Below are 23,342 nucleotides of genomic sequence, written 5' to 3'. Positions count from 1 at the left end.
CCGGAAGGGGAATACCGAAGCATTTTAGGGAGCGTGGAAGCTTACGAAAATTGACTTATCGACAAGTTATAAGTGCGCTCTATGCAGCAATTAACGCCGGAAAACGACACAGATCCCTGTGGGAGCGGGCTTGCCCGCGAAGAGGCCATCACCTTCAACATAAACGCTGACTGACACACCGCTTTCGCGGGCAAGCCCGCTCCCACAGGGGTATGCGTCAACCGTCAACTCAGGTGGGTTGTGCCGCCAGCCAGGTTTCATCGCAACAGGTCTTGAGGGTTTCACGCATCCAGCGATGGGCCGGGTCCTTGTCGAAACGCGGATGCCAGGCCTGGGTCAGCATCAGGGTCGGCAACGGAATCGGCAGGGTGAACGAGCGCAGCTTTAGGCCCAGGCGTCGCACGCTGAGCAATGCTTCCTTGGGCACCGGCAAGATCAGATCGGAATCCGGCAAGGCGAACATCGCCGCATGGAAACTCGGCGCAATCACCGCCACCCGCCGCTCCAGCCCCAAGGCGTTGAGCGCCGTGTCGATGGGGCCACGGGCGATCCCTCGGCGCGACATGCTGATATGGGAAAAACCGGCGTACCGTTCGGCGGTGATCTCTTCATCGAACAACGGGTGATCTTCACGCACCAGCCCGACAAAGTGAGTGGCAAACAGGTTCTGCACCTTCACTTCCGGCATCAGCGGCCGGTTGTTGCTGACGCTTAAATCGATGCGCCCTTCGCGCAAGGCTTCGTCGTCCCCGTCACCCTCAGGGACAAAGCGCAATTCGCAATGCGGTGCCTGGCGCTCCATCGTGTCGAATAGCTTGCCGCCGTAGACGCCCACAAAGAAATCATTGGCGCGAATGCTGAACCGTCGGCGCAAACTGCCCAGATCCACGTCATCGGCGGAGCGGAACAGCAAAGCGGCCTGCTCCACCAGGTCCCGCACCTGCTCGCGCAACTCCAGTGCCTTGGGCGTTGGCACCAGGCCTCGACCGGCGCGCACCAGAATCGGGTCGCCGATGGCCTCGCGGATTCGCGTCAGCGTCCGGCTCATCGCCGCCGGGCTGAGGTTCATCCGCCGCGCAGCGCCCACCACACTGCCCTCGTCGAGCAAGGCGTCGAGGGCGACTAACAGGTTCATGTCCGGGAGTTGCATGTTGAGCACTCGTGTCTGATCTGGATTGATTCAGACGCAATGCTAGCAAACATCCTCCTGACTGATGTATTGGCAGGTCTGGCGCCATCGCGGGCAAGCCCGCTCCCACAGGGTTCTGTGTTGAACACATAGTCCGCATCCACTGAAGATCACTGTGGGAGCGGGCTTGCCCGCGATGGCGCCAGATCAGTCATCGCAAAGCTCAACGCTGCATGCCCCACCGCTTCACCGTCACCCGCTCCAACGTATCAAACACCAGATTCTCCACCAGCAACCCAATCAAGATCACCACCGCCAACCCGGCAAACACCTTGTCGGTGTACAGCTCATTACGATTCTGGAAGATGTACCAACCCAAACCGCCCTTGCCACTGGTAGCGCCAAACACCAATTCAGCAGCGATCAGCGTACGCCAGGCGAAGGCCCAACCGATTTTCAGCCCGGCAAGAATCGACGGCAGCGCGGCCGGGATCAGGATGAACAGCACGAAACGCATGCCCTTGAGGCCGTAATTACGCCCGGCCATGCGCAAGGTTTCCGAGACACCGAGAAACCCGGCATAGGTGTTCAAGGCCAACGCCCAGAGCACCGAATGCACCAGTACAAAAATCAGACTGTTCTGCCCCAGCCCGAACCACAGCAGCGCCAGCGGCAACAGGGCAATGGCCGGCAGCGGGTTGAACATCGAGGTCAGCGTACTCAGCAGATCACGACCGAACCGGGTCGACACCGCCAGCGTCGTCAGGACAAACGCCAGAACGATGCCAATCAGGTAACCCTTGAGCAAAACAACCAGCGAAATCCACACCTTGCTCAGCAGTTCGCCGCTGAGCAGGCCCTCCTGCAGCGCGCTGGCGGTTTGCAAAAAGCTCGGCAGCAGCAGGTCGTTATTCTGATAGCGGGCGACGGCTTCCCAAAGCACCGCGAGCAACATCAGGATCAGGCTTTTACGCAGCCAGCCCTGCTGCCAGAGGCGCTGGCCGAGCGGCAATTCACGCTCCAGCGGCACGCTGGTCAGCGGCTGCAAAACAGTTTCGTATTCTTTACGCGCAGATGATGAATGGCTCATCGGGCAATCCTCCAATGGCTCAATAAGCGATGCGAATGTCGGCGAAATCCAGGTCACGCTCGGTTTCCGGCGACTGACCTTCATCGAACAACAGCCGATGAATCCGCCGCGCCGATTCCTGGAACGCCACGCCACCCAAACTGTGCAAGTCGTATTGATGGCTGTGGACTTCCGCCCGCACCCGGCCCGGATGGGGCGACAGCAGCAAAATCCGGTTGCCCACCACCAACGCCTCTTCGATGGAGTGAGTGACGAACAGCAGCGTGAAACGCACCTCTTCCCAGAGCAGCAGCAACTCCTCCTGCATCTTGCGCCGGGTCAGCGCATCGAGGGCGGCGAAGGGCTCGTCCATCAACAGGATTTTTGGTTGCATCGCCAAGGCGCGAGCAATGGCCACGCGAGCTTTCATGCCGCCAGACAAGGTATGCGGATAGGCATCGGCAAACGCCGCCAGACCGACCTTGTCCAGATAGTGCAGCGCCCGCTCTTCAGCCTCTTTGCGCTTGAGCGTTCTGGAAGCGAGCAGCGGAAACATCACGTTCTGTTTGACGGTTTTCCACGGTGGCAGCTGATCGAACTCCTGGAACACCACGATCCGGTCTGGCCCTGGCGCATCGACCCGCTGGCCTTGCAGGCGAATCTCGCCCTCACAGGGCTGGATGAACCCGGCGACCGCCTTGAGCAATGTCGACTTGCCGCAGCCGGAAGGACCGAGCAACACAAAACGGTCCGCCGGATCGATCTCGAAACTGACCTGATGGGTCGCTCGAACCACCCGCGCAGGCGTGCGGTATTCCAGGCTGACCTGGTCGACCGACAGCAGCGCTTGAGCTGCCGCGATCGGCTTGCTGGCCGTGTGGCCTTGCAAAGGGGCGTTCATGTCGGTCAGCTCCCTTGCAGCGGTTTAGTGTCTTGGAAGAAGTAGTCCTTCCACGAATCCGGTTTGTTTTTGATCGCACCGACGCGGTAGAGGAACTCGGCCAGCGGGTAGGTGTTTTTCGGTGTGATGCTGAATTCGAACTGCGGGTTGTCGATGATTTTCAGCAACGCCGCGCGGTCGATTTTGGCCTTGGTGACACGGATGTAAGTGTCGGCTGCCGCACCTTTATCGTTCTGCGCAAACTCGGCCGCTTCGGTTAGCGCGGCGATGAAGGCGTTGTAGGTTTTCGGGTTCTCGCTACGGAATTTCTCAGTGGCGAACAGTACGGTCGGCGAGTTCGGACCGAGCAAGTCATAGGTATTCAGCACCACATGCACGTTGGGGTTTTCCAGCGCCTGATCCTGGAACGGCGGGTTGGAGAAGTGCCCACTCAACTCGGTGCCGCCTGCGATCAGTGCCGCAGTGGCATCCGGGTGCGGAACGGCGATGGTGTACTTGTCGAGGCGATTGAACTCCTTGTCGCCCCATTGCTTGGCGGCGGCGTATTGCAGGAAGCGCGACTGCACCGAAACCCCGACCGCCGGCACCGCGATGCGGTCCTTCTCGGTGAAGTCCGCAATGGTTTTGACCTTGGGATTATTGCTCACCAGGTAGTAAGGGAAGTTGCCCAAGGAAGCCACGGCTTTGACGTTTTGCTTGCCGTGAGTGCGGTCCCAAATCGTCAGCAGTGGGCCGACGCCGGCACCGGCAATATCGATGGAGCCGGAGAGCAACGCATCGTTGACCGCCGAGCCGCCGGAAAGCTGAGTCCAATCGACCTTGATGTCGATGCCTTCCTGCTTGCCGTATTTCTCGATCAGGTTCTGATCGCGCACCACGTTGAGCAGCAGATACACGATGCCGAACTGTTCGGCGATACGGATTTCACCTTCGGCGTGAGCAACGGTCGGCGCTACCAGGCTGCCGGCGAGCAGACTGAAACCCAGGCCAATGGCCGCAGCCAAGGGTGCAAATGGAAGACGTTTGGACATGGGAATTCTCCGAAATCAAAAAGGCGCGTCGCCCTGAATGGTGGTGCGATACAACTTGCGGCGCAGATGGCTGGGGCATCCGGCGGCGAGGTGAATCAGCGAACGGTTGTCCCAGAACACCAGGTCGTGGGCCTGCCATTGATGGCGGTAAATGTTTTGCGGCAGCACGCTGTGGGCATAGAGCTCGTCGAGCAATTGTTTGCTCTCGTCTTCCGGCAAACCGACGATGCGGGTGGTGAAACCTTCACTGACGAACAACGCCTTGCGGCCGTTTTCCGGGTGGGTGCGGACGATGGGGTGAACCACCTCGGCGACCTGAGCGAGTTGCTCCGGCGTCAGGGTCGGACGCCAATTGCCTTCGAATTTGCTCTCGCTATAGCGCGCGGTATAAGAATGCGCCGCCGAGCGGCCTTCGACGGCTTTACGCAGCGCATCGGGCAGGCTGTCCCAGGCTTTGTGCATGTCGGCGAACAGCGTGTCGCCGCCTTCGGACGGCAGCTCCTGGGCATGCAGCATCGAGCCCAGGCTCGGCAGTTCTTTATAGGACAGGTCCGAATGCCAGAACTTGCCGGCGTCACCGAGGCCGATGGATTGGCCGTTTTCGATGATGTTGGAAACGATGAGGATTTCCGGATGCCCGGCCAGCAGGAACTGTTTGAGCACGTGGATCTGCAACACGCCGAAACGGCGGCTGAAGGCGATCTGCTGTTCGGGGGTAATGCGCTGGTCGCGGAACACCACCACGTGATGATCCAGGTGCGCGCGATGGACGCGGGCGAAATCCTGGTCATTGATCGGGCGGGACAGGTCCAGGCCGATGATTTCGGCACCGACGGCACCGCTGAATGGACGGACTTCGAAGACTTGCGACGCGAGGGTGGCGGCGCTGGTTGATGCAGGTTTTGGAGAAAAAGAGACGGCTGACATAAAAATCACTCCCACGCACGGCACGCTCAAAGGGCGCGCGTCGATCAGAAACTCACGGAGGTCCCGTGTTGGTTCGTGTCGTGCGGCGCGCCGATTGGTCGGCAGGTACGCAGGGGAGTGACTTTATAGGTATAAGAATTGGAATTTAAATACCGTTAGTGAATAACGATATGGCTTTTGATTTTTATCGCTCTTGAGGCCGCCATCGCGGGCAAGCCCGCTCCCACAGGGTTCTGTGGCGATCACAAAATCCTGTGGGAGCGGGCTTGCCCGCGATGAGGCCATCAGCCCCGACCGAAGACTACCGCTCGTGCAGTGCCTCGGCTCGCGCCCGAATAATCGGTTTGAGCAAATAACTGAGCACGGTCTTCTTGCCGGTAATGATATCCACCGACGCCACCATCCCGGGGATGATCAGCAACGGTTTTTCATCCGTCCCCAGGTGACTGCGCTCGGTGCGCAGCTTGATGATGTAGTACGTGGTCTTCTTGTCTTCGTCGGTGATGGTGTCGGCACCGATCTGCTCAAGCTTGGCCTTCAGCCCACCATAAATGGTGTAGTCGTAAGCCGTGAACTTCACCGTGGCGTCCTGTCCCGGATGCAGGAAGGCGATGTCTTGTGGACGAATTTTGGCTTCCACCAACAAGGTGTCATCCAGCGGCACGATCTCCACCAGATCGCTGCCCGGCTGGATCACGCCGCCGATGGTGTTAACCAGCAGCTTGTTGACGATGCCGCGCACCGGCGATGTCACCAGCGTCCGGCTGACCCGGTCTTCCAGCGCCTTGCCGGTGGCTTGGGCCTTGTTCAGATCGGTGCGCGCTTCGTTGAGTTGGGTCAAGGCTTCGCTGCGGAATTTGCCGCGAGTCTCGTCGATCTTACGCTGAACTTCCTTGATCGCCGATTCGGCGCGAGGAATCGCCAGGGTGGTGGCGTCCAGTTGCCCGCGGGTTTCAACCTCGGCGCGTTTGAGGCGTAAAACCTCAACCGGTGACACCGCGCCCTGAGCCACCAGCGGCTCGGACATGTTGATTTCCTGACGCTGCAAGGCCAGGCCACTGCGGTACTGAGCCTGTTTGGAGGTGAACTCGCGCAGCTCTTGTTGACGCTGAATCAACTGCTCCTTCAAGCCACCGATCTCATCGTGTAATTGCTGACGACGGCTGATGTACAGCGACTCTTCACTGGCAGCCTGAGTGGGAACAGCCTTGAGCACGTCGGCGGGGAAGTTCAGCGGACGGTCATCGACCTCGGCGCTCAAGCGCTCCACACGCAGCAGCATCGACAGCCGATCGGCCTCGGTTTCACCGACGTTGGAGGCAAACCGCGTGTCATCCAGACGAATCAGCGGCGCGCCGGCCTCGACGATCTGCCCTTCGGTGACGAACAACTCAGAGACGATGCCGCCCTCAAGGTTCTGGATTTTCTGGATCTTCGACGACGGAATCGCCTTGCCGTCGCCCTTGGTAACTTCATCGATCACCGCGAAGTTGGCCCAGAGCATCAGGAACACGAAGAAGCCGATGATCGCCCAGATCGTCAACCGCACCACACGCGGGGCGTCTTCGATCAGTGCTTTGTTGACCTCGGGAAGCGGCTGGCCTTGCAGCGATGCGGAGCCTTTGAAGTAGCGGCGGATGGATTCTTTGACCCCGGACTTAAGCAACACTGATCTGCCCCTTCTTCAACGCTTCCATCACGGCGGCTTTCGGGCCATCGGCGAGTATCTGCCCACGGTCGATCACCAACAGACGATCCACCAGCGACAACAACGAAGCCCGGTGCGTCACCAGCACCACGGTCTTGTTTTCAACCACTGCAGCGAGGCGTTGCTTGAGGCGTTCTTCACCGGTGTTGTCCATGGCGCTGGTCGGTTCGTCCAGCAACAGGATCGGCGGGTTGAGCAGCAGCGCTCGGGCCAGGGCGACGTTCTGACGCTGACCACCGGACAGGTTCTGCCCACGTTCACCGACTTGCAGCTCATAACCTTGCGGGTGCAGACGGGCGAACTCGTGAACGCCGGCCAGTTCCGCAGCTTGCAGCACCAATTCGTCTTCGACGTAACGCGCGCCCGAGACCAAATTGTCGCGCAAGGTGCCGGCGAGCAATTGAATGTCCTGGGGCACGTAACCGATGTTGTGGCGCAATTCGCTGACGTCGATCTGACGGATATCCACACCATCCACCAACAACGCGCCGTCGTCCGGCTGATAGAGGCCCACCAGCAATTTAGCCAGGGAGCTTTTGCCCGAGCCGCTGCGGCCAATGATGCCGATCTTCTCGCCGGGCTTGATGATCAGGTTGATATTCTTCAGCGCGGGGTTCTGCTGATCCGGATAAGTGAAGTTCAACTGGCGGCATTCAATGGCGCCCTGCAGCACCTTGCGGCTCAGCGGACGCTCGTCGAAATTGCGCTCCTGCGGCAGCTCCATCATCTGATCGACCGAGGTCATGGTCACGCGGGCCTGCTGGTAGCGAGTCAATAGGCCGGACAACGAAGCCAATGGGCTGAGGGCACGGCCGCTGAGCATGTAGCACGCAATCAAACCGCCCATGCTCAGATGGCCGTCGATGATCTGGTACACGCCGAAGACGATCATGATCACCCCGGCCAGTTGCTGAATCAGCAAGGTGATGTTCATCGCCAGACCGGACAGCATTTTCACCCGCAGTTCGAGGCGGCTGAGGGTGCCGATGGTTTGCTCCCACTGATACTGGCGCTCGCTTTCGGCGTTGTTGACCTTCACCGCATCGAGGCCGGCGAGGGTTTCGATCAGGCTCGACTGGCGCTCGGCGCCCAGGGCCATGGTTCGTTCCATGGTCGCCACCAGTGGTTTCTGCAAGGCATAACCGATCAGCAAGGCAATCGGGAACGCCAACACCGGAATCCACACCAGATGCCCGCCCAGAATCGCGATGACCATGAAGATCAGCAGCGTAAACGGCAGGTCGATCAGGCTGGTGAGGGTCAGCGACGCGAGGAAGTCCCGCAGGCTCTGAAACTCATGGATGTTCTGGGCGAAGCTGCCGACCCGAGCCGGGCGGTACTTCATGGCCATGCCGACGATGCGTTCGAACAACGTCGCGGAGATGATCAGGTCGGTTTTCTTACCGGCCAGGTCCAGGCACAAGCTGCGCAGGCTCTTGAGGATCAGGTCGAACAGGTAAGCGCCCGTGATGCCGATGGCCAGGACCCAAAGGGTCGACTCGGCCTGGTTCGGTACCACGCGGTCGTAGACATTCATCACGAACAGCGGCGCGGCCATGGCAATGATGTTGATCAGAAAACTGGCAGCGATGGCGTCGACATACAGCCAGCGCGAACGCTTGAGGGTGTCGCGAAACCACGAGCGTGCGCGCGGGATCAGCGTGCCGTGGTTAACGTCGAATTTATGTTGGGGTTGGGCGAAGAAGACTTTGCCGCTGTAATCGTCGGCGAGCAGTTCACGGCTGACGCAGACCTCGCCACCATCGCTTTCGCTGAGCAGCAAGCGGGCCTGGTCGTCACCGTGCCAACCGAGCAGCACCGCACTGCGACCTTCCTTGAGCAGCAACAGCGCCGGCATGGCAATCGCCGGAATCTGCTCCAGCTTGCGTTGCAATACCCGCCCTTGCAGCCCGGCGCGAGCGGCCGCACGGGGCAGCAGTTCGACGCTCAGGCGTTGTTTGGGCAGCGGCAGGCCGGTGGTCAGCATCGCGGCGCTGGCCGGTTTCTGGTGCAAAGTGCAAAGGGCTAACAGGCCGTCCAGTAACGGATCGTCATGCAGCGCGCGCGGATCATGAATGAGTTGAACTCGACTGACTTCTGATTCCACGCTCGACACTCTTGGCTAACGATTAAAATGGGGCAGGACTCAATTCATCCCGGGCAGCTGAACCTTGGGCTTCACGTCGTTTTGCACAACGGATGCCAACGGTGCGACTACGCCCTGACTTTTGAGCAATTCGCCCATGGTCGCCTTGATTCGGTACTGAGTAAATAACTGAATGTTTTTGATCTCGGCCAGCCGACGGGAAGCGCTGAACAGCTCGTTTTCACTGTCGAGCAGGTCGAGCAAGGTGCGTTCGCCAAGGCTGAACTGCTTCTGATAAGCGCTGCGCACACTGGCGCTGCGATCAACATATTGCTGGGCGATCGGCACTTGGGCGTTGGCGTTATTCAGGGCATTCCAGGCCAGACCCAGTTCCTCGTTCAACACACGCAGGGCGTTGTTGCGAATATCCAGCGCCTGGTTCGACAGGTAGGACTTGGATTCCAGATCGGCCTTGTTGCTGCCACCGGCAAACAAATTGAAGCGCATGCGCAGCATGGCCTGCCATTCGTTGTTGTGACCGTTCTGACCATCGAGATCGTTATCGGCGGTGCGACCCAGTTCGGCATCGAAGCGCGGGTAGAAGCTCGACTTGGCGGCTTCGTACTGCTTCTCGGCAGCGGCGATATCGGATTCGGCGGAGCGCAGGATCGGGCTGTTTTCCAGCATCTGCGCCCGGGCTTCATTCAGGTTGGCCGGCAACAGCGCCATAAAATCGGCAGGCCGCTCCAGTTGATCCGGCATCTGGCCGACGGCACTGAGGAAGTTGGTTTCGGCATCCGCCAGGTTGGTCTGTTCAGTGATCAGGTTGTTGCGGGCCTGGGCCATACGCGCGTCAGCCTGATCAAGGTCGGCACCGCTGCCCACGCCGCGCTGGGTGCGCAACTTGATCTGGTCGAGAATCCGTTCGTGGTTCTTCAGATTGTCTTCGGCCAGGCGCACAAATTCGCGGCGGGTCAACACATCGAGATAGACCTGAGCGACGGTCAGCCCGGTACGTTCCGACGTGCCCATCAAGGAATATGCGCGAGAATTAACGGTGGCTTGTTGACGCCCTACTTCGCTGGACGTCGCAAAACCGTCAAAAACCATCTGCGACAGACGTAAACTTGACTCGCTGCGGTTCAGCGTTTCCCAGTGATTGTTGTTGCCGGTGGTACGGGTGGTGACGCTGTCGGTGCCTTCGCGACCATAACCGCCCAGCAGATCGACCCTTGGCAGGTATCCCCCTTTAGCGGCCTTTAACTGATAATCCGCGGCCAATCGGCTGTTGACCCCCGCCTGGATTTCCGGATGGACATCCAGCGCCTGCTGCATGGCCTGCGGAAGGCTTTGTGCCTGAACAAAACTGGTGGCAAGGGCGAAGGGTAGAACCTTGAACAGGTGCAAACGCATAGTTGGAATTTCCCGGGACTTCTTGTCTTGGAATCACTGCAGAACGTGGCACTGCATCGGATGATGGCAACCGGAATGACCGCATGTCGGAAAGTTCAAAATCGGAACTGGATCACACACTGTAGGACAGGTCGCCGCTTAAATATCAATGTGACATTACCGGGGCGATTGTTTAGGATGGCTCCCAGAAGGTCAATAGTTTGGCATAAAGTTAATTTCGAAAAAATATAGCCAAATTATTGACGATTACCGCGTCAAAGTTATGCATCAAACATCTTTGAAAGTACGTCCAGCCCCGATCGGCGAACACGCCGACCGGTTCATGGAAGTCAACTGAACGTGACACCCGGAGAGTCTTCAATGAGCAGTGTTGTTGCCATCGTCAAAAGCATTGTTGGTCAGGTTTTCGCGGTGTCCCCAGAGGGCGTCCGCCGCGTACTCGTTGAAGGCGACCGGTTGTTCGTCGGCGATCAGGTAGACACCGGCGCCGCCGGCGCCATTACGCTCGAACTGGCTGACGGTCGGACCCTGGACCTGGGCCGCGACACGCAGTGGAGCGGCAGCAATCCGGATTCCAGCACCGATCTTGCGCAAGCCACTGCACAAGCCGCGCCATCGGTTGACGAATTGCAGCAAGCCATCGCCGCCGGCGTCGACCCGACCACCGCTCTTGAAGCTACCGCCGCCGGCCCTACGGCTGCGGGCACGGGTGGTGCTGCCGGTGGTGGCCACAGCTTCGTGGTGCTGGATGCAACCGCTGGCCGGGTCGACCCGACCATTGGTTTCCCGACCGCAGGCATCGGCACTGCCGCTTTGGCAACACAAAACACCACCGGCGGCCAGACTGCCAATACCAGCACCAACGCCCCGCGCGAATCGACCCTGAGCCTGAGCGCCACGCCAACCATCACCGAGGCCGGTGGTGTGCTGGTTTATACCGCGACCCTGACCCAGGCACCGCTGACCGACCTGACCATCACCCTGTCCAACGGCTCGGTGATCGTGATTGCAGCCGGCCAAACCACCGGCACCGTCAACGTTCCGCTGGCGCCGAACGATACTGTTTATAACGATCCGACCCAGATCACCGTGACCGTCACCAGCACCACGGGCGGCAGCGGTATCGTGGTCACCCCGCCGACTGTTCCGGCCGTGACCCAGGTCACCGACACCGTCGACACCACCACGGTCACACTGACAGCGGGCTCGACCGTCACTGAAGGCGGGCAGATCACCTACACCGCGACATTGACCAACCCGGCGCAGACGCCGGTCACCGTCACCTTGTCCAACGGTTCGACCATCACCATCGCCGCGGGCAACACCACCGGCAGCGTGAACGTTCCGACGCCAGCCAATGATGTCTACAACAACGGCAGTACCGTCAGCACCACGATTACCGGCGCGACTGGTGGCAACTTCGAAAATCTGGTGCCGAACCCGACCCCGGCCGTCACCACCATTACCGACTCGGTCGACACTACCACCGTCACGCTGACGGCGGGCTCGACTGTGACCGAAGGCGGTCAGATCACCTACACCGCAACCCTGACCAACCCGGCGCAGACACCCGTCACCGTCACCTTGTCCAACGGTTCGACCATCACCATCGCCGCGGGCAACACCACCGGCAGCGTGAACGTTCCGACGCCGGCCAATGACGTTTACAACAATGGCAGCACCGTCAGCACCACCATCACCGGGACTACTGGCGGCAACTTCGAGAATCTGGTGCCGAACCCGACCCCGGCGGTCACCACCATTACCGCTTCGGTCGACACCACCACCGTCACGCTGACGGCCAGCTCGACTGTGACCGAAGGCGGTCAGATCACTTACACCGCGACCCTGACCAACCCGGCGCAGACACCCGTCACCGTCACCTTGTCCAACGGTTCGACCATCACCATCGAAGCCGGTAAAACCACCGGTTCCGTGAACGTCGACACCCCGGCCAATGACGTCTACAACAACGGCAGTACCGTCAGCACCACGATTACGGGCGCTACCGGCGGCAATTTCGAGAACCTGGTGCCGAGCACCACGCCGGCCGTCACCACCATCACCGACTCGATCGACAACACCGGCCTGAGCCTCAGCGCCACCGGCAGCGTCGTCGAAGGTGGCCAGATCACCTACACCGCCACCCTGACCAACCCGGCCGGCACGCCGATGACCGTGACCTTGAGCAATGGCTCGGTCATTACCATCGAAGCGGGCAAGACCACCGGCAGCGTGACTGTCGACACCGCGGCCAACGACGTCTACAACAATGGCAGCACCGTCAGCACCACGATCACCGGCACCACCGGCGGCAATTTCGAGCAACTGACCCCGAGCACCGAACCAGCACTCACCACCATTACCGATTCGAAAGACGACACCGGCCTGAGCCTGTCCGCGTCCACCGAAGTGGCCGAAGGTGGTCAGATTCTGTACACCGCTACGTTGACCAATCCAGCCGGTTCGCCGGTCACCGTGACGTTGAGCAACGGCGCAGTGATCACCATCGCCGCTGGCGCGACCACCGGCAGCGTGAGCGTCGATGCGCCTGCCGATGATGTTTATAAAGATGCCGGCAAGGTTGAAGTAACCATCGCGGATGCCGCGGGTGGCAACTTTGAGAACCTTGTGACGGACCCGGCAGCAGCGGTCACCGATGTGACCGACACCCTCGACACTTCGACCGTCAATCTAACCGCGACTTCGAGTGTGGCTGAAGGCGGGACGGTGGGTTACACCGCGTCCGTGTCAGCGCCGGTCACCGGCTCGCCAGTGGTCGTCACACTCTCCAACGGCCAGACCATTACCATTCCGGTTGGCTCGAGCAGTGGTTCTGTAAACTTCGTTGCGCCAAACGATGCGCTGGCCGGTGGCAGCTCGCTGAGCGTCAAGATCGACGATGCGAAGGGCGGCAACTACGAGAAACTGGACGTCGACGGCAAGTCGGCGGACACCTCGGTAACTGATACCCAGGACACCACTACCCTCAGCCTGAGCGCTACCGATTCGGTCGCTGAAGGTGGGTCGATTGTTTATACCGCGACCTTGACCAACGCCGCCGGCACTCCGGTGACCGTCACGCTGAGCAATGGCGCCGTCATCACCATCGCCTCCGGCGCCACCAGCGGTTCCGTGACCGTCGATGCGCCGAAGGACGACGTCTACAAGGACGCCGGCCAGGTCGAAGTCACCATCAAGGATGCCGCGGGCGGCAATTTTGAGAACCTGGCGACGAACCCAGCGGCGGCGGTCACCGACGTGACCGATACCATCGACACCTCGACCGTAAACCTGACCGCGACGTCCACCGTCGCCGAAGGCGGCACCGTGGTTTACACCGCGTCCGTCAGCGCACCGGTGACCGGTTCGCCCGTGGTTGTGACCCTGTCCAACGGCCAGACCATCACCATCCCGGTCGGCTCGAGCAGCGCCAGCGTCAACTTCACCGCGCCAAATGATGCGTTGATCGGTGGTAACTCCCTGAGCGTGAAGATCGACGACGCCAAGGGCGGTAATTACGAGAAGCTGGAAGTCGACGGCAAGTCGGCGGACACCTCGGTGACTGATACCCAGGACACCACCAACCTGTCGCTGACCGCGACCGGCGCCGTGGATGAAGGCGGCCAGATCACCTACACCGCGACCCTGACCAACGCCGCCGGTACACCGGTCACCGTGACGCTCAGCAACGGCGCCGTGATAACCATCGAAGCGGGCAAAACCACCGGCTCCGTGACCGTCGACGCACCGAAGGACGACGTCTACAAGGACGCCGGCACCGTTGAAGCGACCATCACAGGTACGACCGGCGGTAACTTTGAGAAGCTGGTCGCCAGCGATACACCGGCGGTGACCACCGTCAACGACACCATTGATACCAGCACCGTTTCGCTGACAGCCACTGCGAATGTCGCCGAAGGCGAAACCGTGGTTTACACCGCTTCGGTGTCTGCGCCGGTCACTGGTTCGCCAGTAGTCGTCACCCTGTCCAACGGTCAGACCATCACCATCCCGGTCGGCGAAACCACCGGCAGCGTAAACTTTGTCGCGCCAAACAGCCCGCTGGCGGGCGGCAGCTCCCTGAGCGTCAAGATTGACGGCGCTACGGGCGGTAATTACGAGAAGCTGGAAGTCGACGGCAAGTCGGCGGACACCTCGGTGACTGATACCCAGGACACCACCAACCTGTCGCTGACCGCGACCGGCGCCGTGGATGAAGGCGGCCAGATCACCTACACCGCGACCCTGACCAACGCGGCCGGTACACCGGTCACCGTGACGCTCAGCAACGGCGCCGTGATAACCATCGAAGCGGGCAAAACCACCGGCTCCGTGACCGTCGATGCGCCGAAGGACGACGTCTACAAGGACGCCGGCCAGGTCGAAGTCACCATCAAGGATGCCGCGGGCGGCAATTTTGAGAACCTGGCGACGAACCCAGCGGCGGCGGTCACCGACGTGACCGATACCATCGACACCTCGACCGTAAACCTGACCGCGACGTCCACCGTCGCCGAAGGCGGCACCGTGGTTTACACCGCGTCCGTCAGCGCACCGGTGACCGGTTCGCCCGTGGTTGTGACCCTGTCCAACGGCCAGACCATCACCATCCCGGTCGGCTCGAGCAGCGCCAGCGTCAACTTCACCGCGCCAAATGATGCGTTGATCGGTGGTAACTCCCTGAGCGTGAAGATCGACGACGCCAAGGGCGGTAATTACGAGAAGCTGGAAGTCGACGGCAAGTCGGCGGACACCTCGGTGACTGATACCGCGAGCACCACCACCCTCAGCCTGAGCGCAACCGACTCGGTCGCTGAAGGTGGTTCGATCGTTTACACCGCCACCCTGACCAACGCCGCCGGCACTCCGGTGACCGTGACGTTGAGCAACGGCGCCGTGGTCACCATCGCCGCCGGCGCCACCACCGGTAGCGTGACCGTCGATGCGCCAAAAGATGACGTCTACAAAGACGCCGGCCAGGTTGAAGTCACGATCAAGGACGCTGCGGGCGGCAACTTCGAAAACCTGGCAACCAACCCGGCGGCTGCGGTCACTGAGGTGACTGACACCATCGACACCTCGACCGTGAACCTGACCGCGACGTCTACCGTCGCAGAGGGCGGGACCGTGGTTTACACCGCTTCAGTCTCTGCGCCGGTCACCGGTTCGCCAGTGGTTGTGACCCTGTCCAACGGTCAGATCATCACCATCCCGGTCGGCGAAACCACCGGCAGCGTGAACTTTGTCGCACCAAACAGCCCCCTGGCGGGCGGCAGCTCCCTGAGCGTCAAGATCGACGATGCGAAGGGCGGCAACTACGAGAAACTGGAAGTCGACGGCAAATCGGCGGATACCTCGGTCACCGATACTCAGGACACCACTACTCTGAGTCTGAGCGCTACCGATTCGGTCGCTGAAGGTGGTTCGATTGTTTATACCGCGACTCTGACTAACGCCGCCGGCACTCCGGTCACCGTGACGTTGAGCAACGGCGCAGTGATCACCATCGAAGCGGGCAAAACCACCGGCTCCGTGACCGTCGACGCACCAAAGGACGACGTCTACAAGGACGCCGGCACCGTTGAAGCGACCATCACAGGTACGACCGGCGGTAACTTTGAGAAGCTGGTCGCCAGCGATACACCGGCGGTGACCACCGTCAACGACACCATTGATACCAGCACCGTTTCGCTGACAGCCACTGCGAATGTCGCCGAAGGCGAAACCGTGGTTTACACCGCTTCGGTGTCTGCGCCGGTCACCGGTTCGCCAGTAGTCGTCACCCTGTCCAACGGTCAGACCATCACCATCCCGGTCGGCGAAACCACCGGCAGCGTGAACTTTGTCGCACCAAACAGCCCCCTGGCGGGCGGCAGCTCCCTGAGCGTCAAGATCGACGATGCGAAGGGCGGCAACTACGAGAAACTGGAAGTCGACGGCAAGTCGGCGGACACCTCGGTGACTGATACCCAGGACACCACCAACCTGTCGCTGACCGCGACCGGCGCCGTGGATGAAGGCGGCCAGATCACCTACACCGCGACCCTGACCAACGCGGCCGGTACACCGGTCACCGTGACGCTCAGCAACGGCGCCGTGATCACCATCGCCGCCGGCGCGACTACCGGCAGCGTGACCGTCGATGCGCCAAAAGATGACGTCTACAAAGACGCCGGCACTGTCCAGGCAACCATCTCCACCGCCACCGGCGGCAACTTCGAAAACCTGGCGACCAACCCAGCGGCGGCGGTCACCGAGGTGACCGACACCATCGACACCTCGACCGTGAACCTCACCGCGACCAGCACTGTGGCTGAAGGCGGCACCGTGGTTTACACCGCGTCTGTCAGCGCACCGGTGACCGGTTCGCCGGTGGTTGTCACCCTGTCCAACGGCCAGACCATCACCATCCCGGTCGGCTCAAGCAGCGCCAGCGTCAACTTCACTGCGCCGAATGATGCCCTGAACGGCGGCACATCCCTGAGCGTGAAGATCGACGACGCCAAGGGCGGCAACTACGAGAAGCTGGACGTCGACGGCAAGTCGGCGGACACCTCGGTGACCGATACCGCGAGCACCACCACCCTCAGTTTGAACGCGACCGACTCCGTGGCTGAAGGCGGTTCCATCGTTTACACCGCCACCCTGACCAACGCCGCCGGCACTCCGGTGACCGTGACGTTGAGCAACGGCGCCGTCATCACCATCGCCGCCGGCGCGACTACCGGCAGCGTGACCGTCGATGCGCCAAAAGATGACGTCTACAAAGACGCCGGCACTGTCCAGGCAACCATCTCCACCGCCACCGGCGGCAACTTCGAAAACCTGGCGACCAACCCAGCGGCTGCGATCACCGACGTCACCGATACCATCGACACCTCGACCGTGAACCTCACCGCGACCAGCACTGTGGCCGAAGGCGGCACCGTGGTTTACACCGCGTCCGTCAGCGCACCGGTCACCGGTTCGCCAGTGGTTGTGACCCTGTCCAACGGCCAGACCATCACCATTCCGGTCGGCTCAAGCAGCGCCAGTGTCAACTTCACTGCGCCAAATGATGCCCTGGCCGGTGGCACATCCCTGAGCGTGAAGATCGACGACGCCAAGGGCGGCAACTACGAGAAGCTGGACGTCGACGGCAAGTCGGCGGACACCTCGGTGACCGATACCGCGAGCACCACCACCCTCAGTTTGAACGCGACCGACTCCGTGGCTGAAGGCGGTTCCATCGTTTACACCGCCACCCTGACCAACGCCGCCGGCACTCCGGTCACCGTGACGCTGAGCAACGGCGCCGTGATCACCATCGCCGCCGGCGCCACCACCGGTTCTGTGACCGTCGACGCACCGAAGGACGACGTCTACAAGGACGCCGGCCAGGTTGAAGTCACGATCAAGGACGCTGCGGGCGGCAACTTCGAAAACCTGGCGACCAACCCAGCGGCTGCGATCACCGACGTCACCGATACCATCGACACCTCGACCGTGAACCTCACCGCGACCAGCACTGTGGCCGAAGGCGGCACCGTGGTTTACACCGCGTCTGTCAGCGCACCGGTGACCGGTTCGCCGGTGGTTGTCACCCTGTCCAACGGCCAGACCATCACCATCCCGGTCGGCTCAAGCAGCGCCAGCGTCAACTTCACAGCGCCAAACGATGCCCTGAACGGCGGCGCATCCCTGAGCGTGAAGATCGACGACGCCAAGGGCGGCAACTACGAGAAGCTGGAAGTCGACAGCAAGTCGGCCGACACCTCGGTGACTGATACCGCGAGTACCACCACTCTCAGCCTGAGCGCGACCGACTCGGTCGCTGAAGGTAGCCAGATTACCTACACGGCAACCTTGACCAACGCCGCCGGCACACCAGTGACCGTCACGCTGAGCAACGGCGCCGTCATCACCATCGAAGCGGGTAAAACTACCGGCTCCGTGACCGTCGACGCACCGAAGGACGACGTCTACAAGGACGCCGGCCAGGTTGAAGTCACGATCAAGGACGCTGCGGGCGGCAACTTCGAAAACCTGGCGACCAACCCAGCGGCTGCGATCACCGACGTCACCGATACCATCGACACCTCGACCGTGAACCTCACCGCGACCAGCACTGTGGCCGAAGGCGGCACCGTGGTTTACACCGCGTCTGTCAGCGCACCGGTGACCGGTTCGCCGGTGGTTGTCACCCTGTCCAACGGCCAGACCATCACCATCCCGGTCGGCTCAAGCAGCGCCAGCGTCAACTTCACAGCGCCAAACGATGCCCTGAACGGCGGCGCATCCCTGAGCGTGAAGATCGACGACGCCAAGGGCGGCAACTACGAGAAGCTGGAAGTCGACAGCAAGTCGGCCGACACCTCGGTGACTGATACCGCGAGTACCACCACTCTCAGCCTGAGCGCGACCGACTCGGTCGCTGAAGGTAGCCAGATTACCTACACGGCAACCTTGACCAACGCCGCCGGCACACCAGTGACCGTCACGCTGAGCAACGGCGCCGTCATCACCATCGAAGCGGGTAAAACTACCGGCTCCGTGACCGTCGATGCGCCGAAGGACGACGTCTACAAAGACGCCGGCACTGTCCAGGCAACCATCTCCACCGCCACCGGCGGCAACTTCGAAAACCTGGTGCCAAGCACTGCCCCAGCAGTAACCAGCATCACCGACACCATCGACACCTCGACCGTCACCTTGAACGCCACCGCTTCGGCAGCTGAAGGCGGCACCGTCACTTACACCGCGACTGTCGGTGCCCCCGTGACTGGCAGCCCGGTCACCGTGTCCTTGGCCAACGGTCAGACGATCACTATCGACGTCGGTCAAACCACCGGCACCGTGACCACCCCCGCACCGAACGACGCATTGGCCGGTCATACCCCGCTGACCAACTCGATCACCAGCGTCAGCGGCGGTAACTACGAGAACCTGGTGGCGGATAAATCGCCGGTCAGCACCACTGTGACCGACACCGTCGACACCACCACTCTCAGCCTGAGCGCGACCAACTCGGTCGCCGAAGGTAGCCAGATCACTTACACCGCGACCCTGACCAATGCCGCCGGCACACCAGTGACCGTCACGCTGAGCAACGGTGCCGTGATCACCATTGACGCCGGCAAAACCACTGGCACCGTGACCGTCGATGCGCCGAAGGATGACGTCTATAAAGACGCCAGCACTGTTCAGGCGACCATTTCCAACGCCACCGGTGGCAACTTCGAAAACCTGGTCACCAGCAACACAGCGGCAGTCACGACCGTCACCGACACGATCGACAAAACCGAAGTCAGCATCAGTGGCAGCACCTCAGTCACCGAAGGCCAGACCGCCAGCTACACCGTCAGCCTGACTCACCCGGCACAGACCGAAGTGACGCTGAAAATCGTCTACAGCGGCACCGCCGCCGACGGTTCGGATTTCACCGGCGTGTACACCGTGAAAATCCCGGCGGGCGCCAGCAGCGCGAGCTTCGACGTCGCGACGCTGGACGACAAGCTCACCGAAGGCACCGAGAACTTCGTGGTCAAGATCGACTCGGCCACTGGCGGCAACTTCGAAAACCTCGCAGTCAGCGCTTCCAACGGCAGCGTCAGCACCTCGATCACCGACAACGATGCAGCGCCGGTTCTCGACCTGGACGCCAACAACTCCAGCGGCGCCACCGGGGCCAACTACAACGTGACCTTCACTGAAGGCACCACCGGCCCAGGCGTCTCGATCGGCGACACCGACCTGAAAATCACCGACCCGGACAGCACGATGCTGACCGGCGCCACCATCGTGCTGACCAATCGTCAGCCGGGCGACGCGCTGAACCTGGGCAACAGCGTCAATGGCATCACCATCAATGCCAACAGCCAGGACGGCACCGTCACCCTGACCCTGTCGGGCAACGCGACGCTGGCCGACTACATGCAGCAGATCAAAAACATCAGCTTCACCAACAGCAGTGAAGATCCGAGCACCGTGCCGCGGATCATCACCGTGACGGTGACCGATGGCAGCAACTACTCCAACACCGCGACCACCACCGTCAACGTAGTGGCTGTGAACGATGCGCCGACCGCCGCACCGGTTAACGTCACTGGCACCGAAGACACCCCGCTGATCCTCGGCTGGTCGACCTTCGGTATCAGCGATATCGACAGCCCGTCCGCCAACCTGGGGGTGAAAATCACTCAGTTGCCGGGCGAAGGTAAATTGCAGTACCTGGACGGTGCGACCTGGAAAGACGTGGCGACCAACCAGACCTTCAGCAAGGCCGATATCGACGCGGGCAAGTTGCGCTTCACGCCAGATGCCAACGAATCGGGCGTCGATGGCTACGGCGGCACCAACGTGGGCAACAACCAGGCCGACTACGCGCAGATCAAGTTCCAGCCAACCGACGGTCAACTGCTGGGCAACACCGGCACGGTGAAAATCGACATCACGCCGGTTGCCGATGCGCCCTCCCTGAGCGTCGCGGACAACAGCGTCAAGTCCACCGGCCTGACCAAGGAAGTCTGGACCGGTCTGCCGGGTCTCGGTACCGATGGCAACGGTGCGTCTTCCGGCACGCTGAAATCGGTCATCGACGGCGCGGGTACACCGAACTCCAGCGGCACCGTGACCAACGTTCAGTCCGACGGCAGCGTCGCGGTCGGGACGGCCTCGAAAACGTCCGGCCTGATTTTTCTCGAAGCCGGCAAGACTTACACCTTCAGCGGTACCGGTGACGACAGCCTGTTGGTGACCATCGGTGGTAAAAACGTGGCCGCAATCACTTGGGGTGCGGGCGGTAACCTGAACGGTTCGTTCACCCCGACCACCAGCGGTTATTACACCCTGGACATTTACCACCATAACCAGAAGGGCCCGGGCAGCTATGACGTCAATCTGTCGGTCAACGGCGGTGCGGCGGTCGACCTCAGCAGCGCCGGCGTGCCGCTGTACACCGGCGTGGCGGATCTGGCCGCGTCTGGCGTGACAGTGTCCGACCTGCACGGCACCAATGGCGAAGGCTACTACGACGGCTACAAACTCAACGAAGGCGCCGAAGGCACCAGCGTTCACTTGTCCGCAATCAAAACGGCACTGACCGACACCGACGGCTCCGAAAGCCTGAGCGTGAAGATCAGCGGCATACCGGCGGGCTCGGTGCTCACCGATGGCGCGGGCCATACCTTCACCGCCAGCGCCACCTCCGGTGAAGCCAACGTCACCGGCTGGAACCTCGGCGCCCTGACCGTCACCCCGCCGCCGTACTACAACGGCCATTTCACCCTGACCGTCACTTCGACATCCACCGAAGCGCTGGGTGGTTCGGCGCCAAGCACCGCACAGATCCCCGTTACGGTTTACCCGGCGGTATACAACGCCATCACCGCCACCGCCGCCGATGACACCATCACCGGCACCGACGGCAACGACATCATGATCGCCGATATCGGCGGGCTGACCGTGGTGCCGGGCACCAACTACAACATCGCATTCATGGTCGACAGCTCGGGCAGCATGAGCGCTTCTTCGATCAACGCGGCCAAGGATTCGCTGACCGCGGTGTTCAACACCCTCAAGCAAAGCATGGGTGGCAACTCCGGGACGGTGAACATCTTCCTGGTGGACTTCGATAACCAGGTCAACAAGTCGGTATCGGTGAACCTGAACGATCCAAACGCCCTGACCTTGCTCAAGTCCGTTCTGGATTCGATGTCGTCCGGCGGAGGCACCAACTACGAGGACGTGTTCAAGACCACGGCCAACTGGTTCCAGAGTGCCGACGCGATTGCCAACACCGGCGCGAAGAACCTTACGTACTTCATCACCGACGGCAAGCCGACCTACTACCAGAGCGGCGAGCAAACCAACCCGACCTTGTTCGGCAACGTGAAGCTCGATGACGTCATCACCACCACCAATTACAAATTGGGGCAGACCTATTCCAGCTACCTGGACAGCACTCACTCCCTGACCATCGACAGTGCCGGCAACGTCACGCTGCTGACTCTAAAAAACTCGGGGCGCTGGAGCAGTACCGAACTGGGTACCCTCCATGCCGAAGGTAACGGCACGTACGAACTGTCCTATCGCGATGGCACCGGCAGCTATACCGATTCCACTGCCATCGACAACTCCACCAGCAGCTTCACGTTGCTGAAAAACGTGTCGACAGTAGAAGCCATCGGCCTGAATACGGACATCACCCTCGGCGATCTCAAGCCGTACGACTCGGATCAAACGCCACAAACCAACATCGACCCGAAAGACCTGGCCAACTCGGTCATCGGCCATACCGAAGCGACGATGCCGGGTGCCGACATGGTCAATGGCGGTGACGGCAACGACATCCTGTTCGGCGATCTGGTGAGCTTCAATGGCATCGCCGGCGAGGGTTATCAGGCCATGCAGGCGTTCGTGGCCCAGCAGACCGGCGTCGATGTCAGCAAAGTCACCACCAGCAACGTGCATCAGTTCATCACCGAGCACTACACCGCGTTCGACGTGTCCGGGGCCCACGACGGCAGCGACACGCTGCTGGGTGGCGCGGGCAATGACATTCTCTTCGGCCAGGGCGGCAACGACCTCCTCGACGGCGGCAAGGGCAATGACATTCTGCTCGGCGGCAGCGGCAATGACTCGTTGATCGGCGGTAAAGGCAACGACCTCCTGATTGGCGGTTCGGGTGCCGACACCTTCATCTGGAAGGCTGGCGACACCGGCAACGACGTGATCAAGGACTTCAAGGCCAGCGAAGGCGACCGCATCGACCTGCGTGATCTGTTGCAGGGCGAAAGCGGCAGCACCATTGATAACTTCCTGAAAATCACCACCGTGGACGGTGTGTCGTCTCTGCAAGTCAGCTCTGGCGGCAAGTTCAATGGCGCCGACGCTGCAGCGGCCACCCCGGACGTGACGATCAAACTGGAAGGTAACAATTGGTCCAGCGCCAGCATCAACTCGTTGATCGCCGGCAGTGACCCGACCATCAAAATCGATCACAACAACAGCTGATCGCAGGCTGACGGCCGCCCAAACCGGGCGGCCGTCACGTTTGCGCCCACCTCGCGGGTGACGATTTCGTCGTCGCACCGCA

The 23,342-nt window shown here is 61.1% G+C and carries 9 protein-coding genes; 1 reads left to right on the top strand and 8 read right to left on the bottom strand.

What is annotated here, in order from left to right; genetic code table 11:
* Nucleotides 1-229 precede the first annotated feature (229 nt).
* The 8 genes from AB3226_RS15490 to AB3226_RS15455 all read right to left on the bottom strand — a co-directional run bounded on the left by AB3226_RS15490 (nt 230) and on the right by AB3226_RS15455 (nt 10,264).
* Nucleotides 230-1,150 (bottom strand): LysR family transcriptional regulator, encoded by a 921-nt coding sequence (locus AB3226_RS15490; RefSeq protein WP_367373674.1) that lies wholly within the window; start codon nt 1,148-1,150, stop codon nt 230-232.
* Nucleotides 1,151-1,352: 202 nt separating this feature from the next.
* Nucleotides 1,353-2,219, bottom strand: coding sequence for an ABC transporter permease (locus AB3226_RS15485; RefSeq protein ID WP_315866683.1), 867 nt, complete (start codon nt 2,217-2,219; stop codon nt 1,353-1,355).
* 19 nt (nt 2,220-2,238) lie between these two features.
* Complete coding sequence (locus AB3226_RS15480) at nt 2,239-3,099, bottom strand: ABC transporter ATP-binding protein (protein WP_367373673.1); 861 nt, start codon at nt 3,097-3,099, stop codon at nt 2,239-2,241.
* A 5-nt stretch (nt 3,100-3,104) separates the two neighbouring features.
* A complete protein-coding gene (locus tag AB3226_RS15475; protein WP_367373672.1) occupies nt 3,105-4,130 on the bottom strand; it encodes an ABC transporter substrate-binding protein in 1,026 nt (341 codons plus the stop codon).
* Nucleotides 4,131-4,145: 15 nt separating this feature from the next.
* Nucleotides 4,146-5,057: a TauD/TfdA dioxygenase family protein gene (locus tag AB3226_RS15470; RefSeq protein ID WP_367373671.1), complete on the bottom strand. Its 912-nt coding sequence runs from the start codon at nt 5,055-5,057 to the stop codon at nt 4,146-4,148.
* 301 nt (nt 5,058-5,358) lie between these two features.
* The gene (locus tag AB3226_RS15465; RefSeq protein WP_367373670.1) at nt 5,359-6,726 is read right to left on the bottom strand and encodes an HlyD family type I secretion periplasmic adaptor subunit; all 1,368 of its coding nucleotides are present in this window, start codon (nt 6,724-6,726) and stop codon (nt 5,359-5,361) included.
* Nucleotides 6,716-8,872 (bottom strand): type I secretion system permease/ATPase, encoded by a 2,157-nt coding sequence (locus AB3226_RS15460; RefSeq protein WP_367373669.1) that lies wholly within the window; start codon nt 8,870-8,872, stop codon nt 6,716-6,718. Before AB3226_RS15460 ends, AB3226_RS15465 begins: the two co-directional genes overlap by 11 nt.
* 39 nt (nt 8,873-8,911) lie before the next feature.
* On the bottom strand, nt 8,912-10,264 hold the full coding sequence (locus tag AB3226_RS15455; protein ID WP_367373668.1) for a TolC family outer membrane protein: 1,353 nt from the start codon (nt 10,262-10,264) through the stop codon (nt 8,912-8,914).
* 360 nt (nt 10,265-10,624) lie between these two features.
* Between AB3226_RS15455 and AB3226_RS15450 the strand changes: the two genes are divergently transcribed.
* Nucleotides 10,625-23,260, top strand: a complete 12,636-nt coding sequence (locus tag AB3226_RS15450) for a retention module-containing protein (RefSeq protein ID WP_367373667.1) — start codon at nt 10,625-10,627, stop codon at nt 23,258-23,260.
* Nucleotides 23,261-23,342: the final 82 nt, after the last annotated feature.

Origin of the sequence: Pseudomonas lini, assembly GCF_964063345.1 — a bacterium.
Classification (GTDB): Bacteria; Pseudomonadota; Gammaproteobacteria; order Pseudomonadales; family Pseudomonadaceae; genus Aquipseudomonas; species Aquipseudomonas lini_B.
Note: the sequence above shows the minus strand (reverse complement) of the source record. Positions and strands in the feature narration are given on the sequence as shown.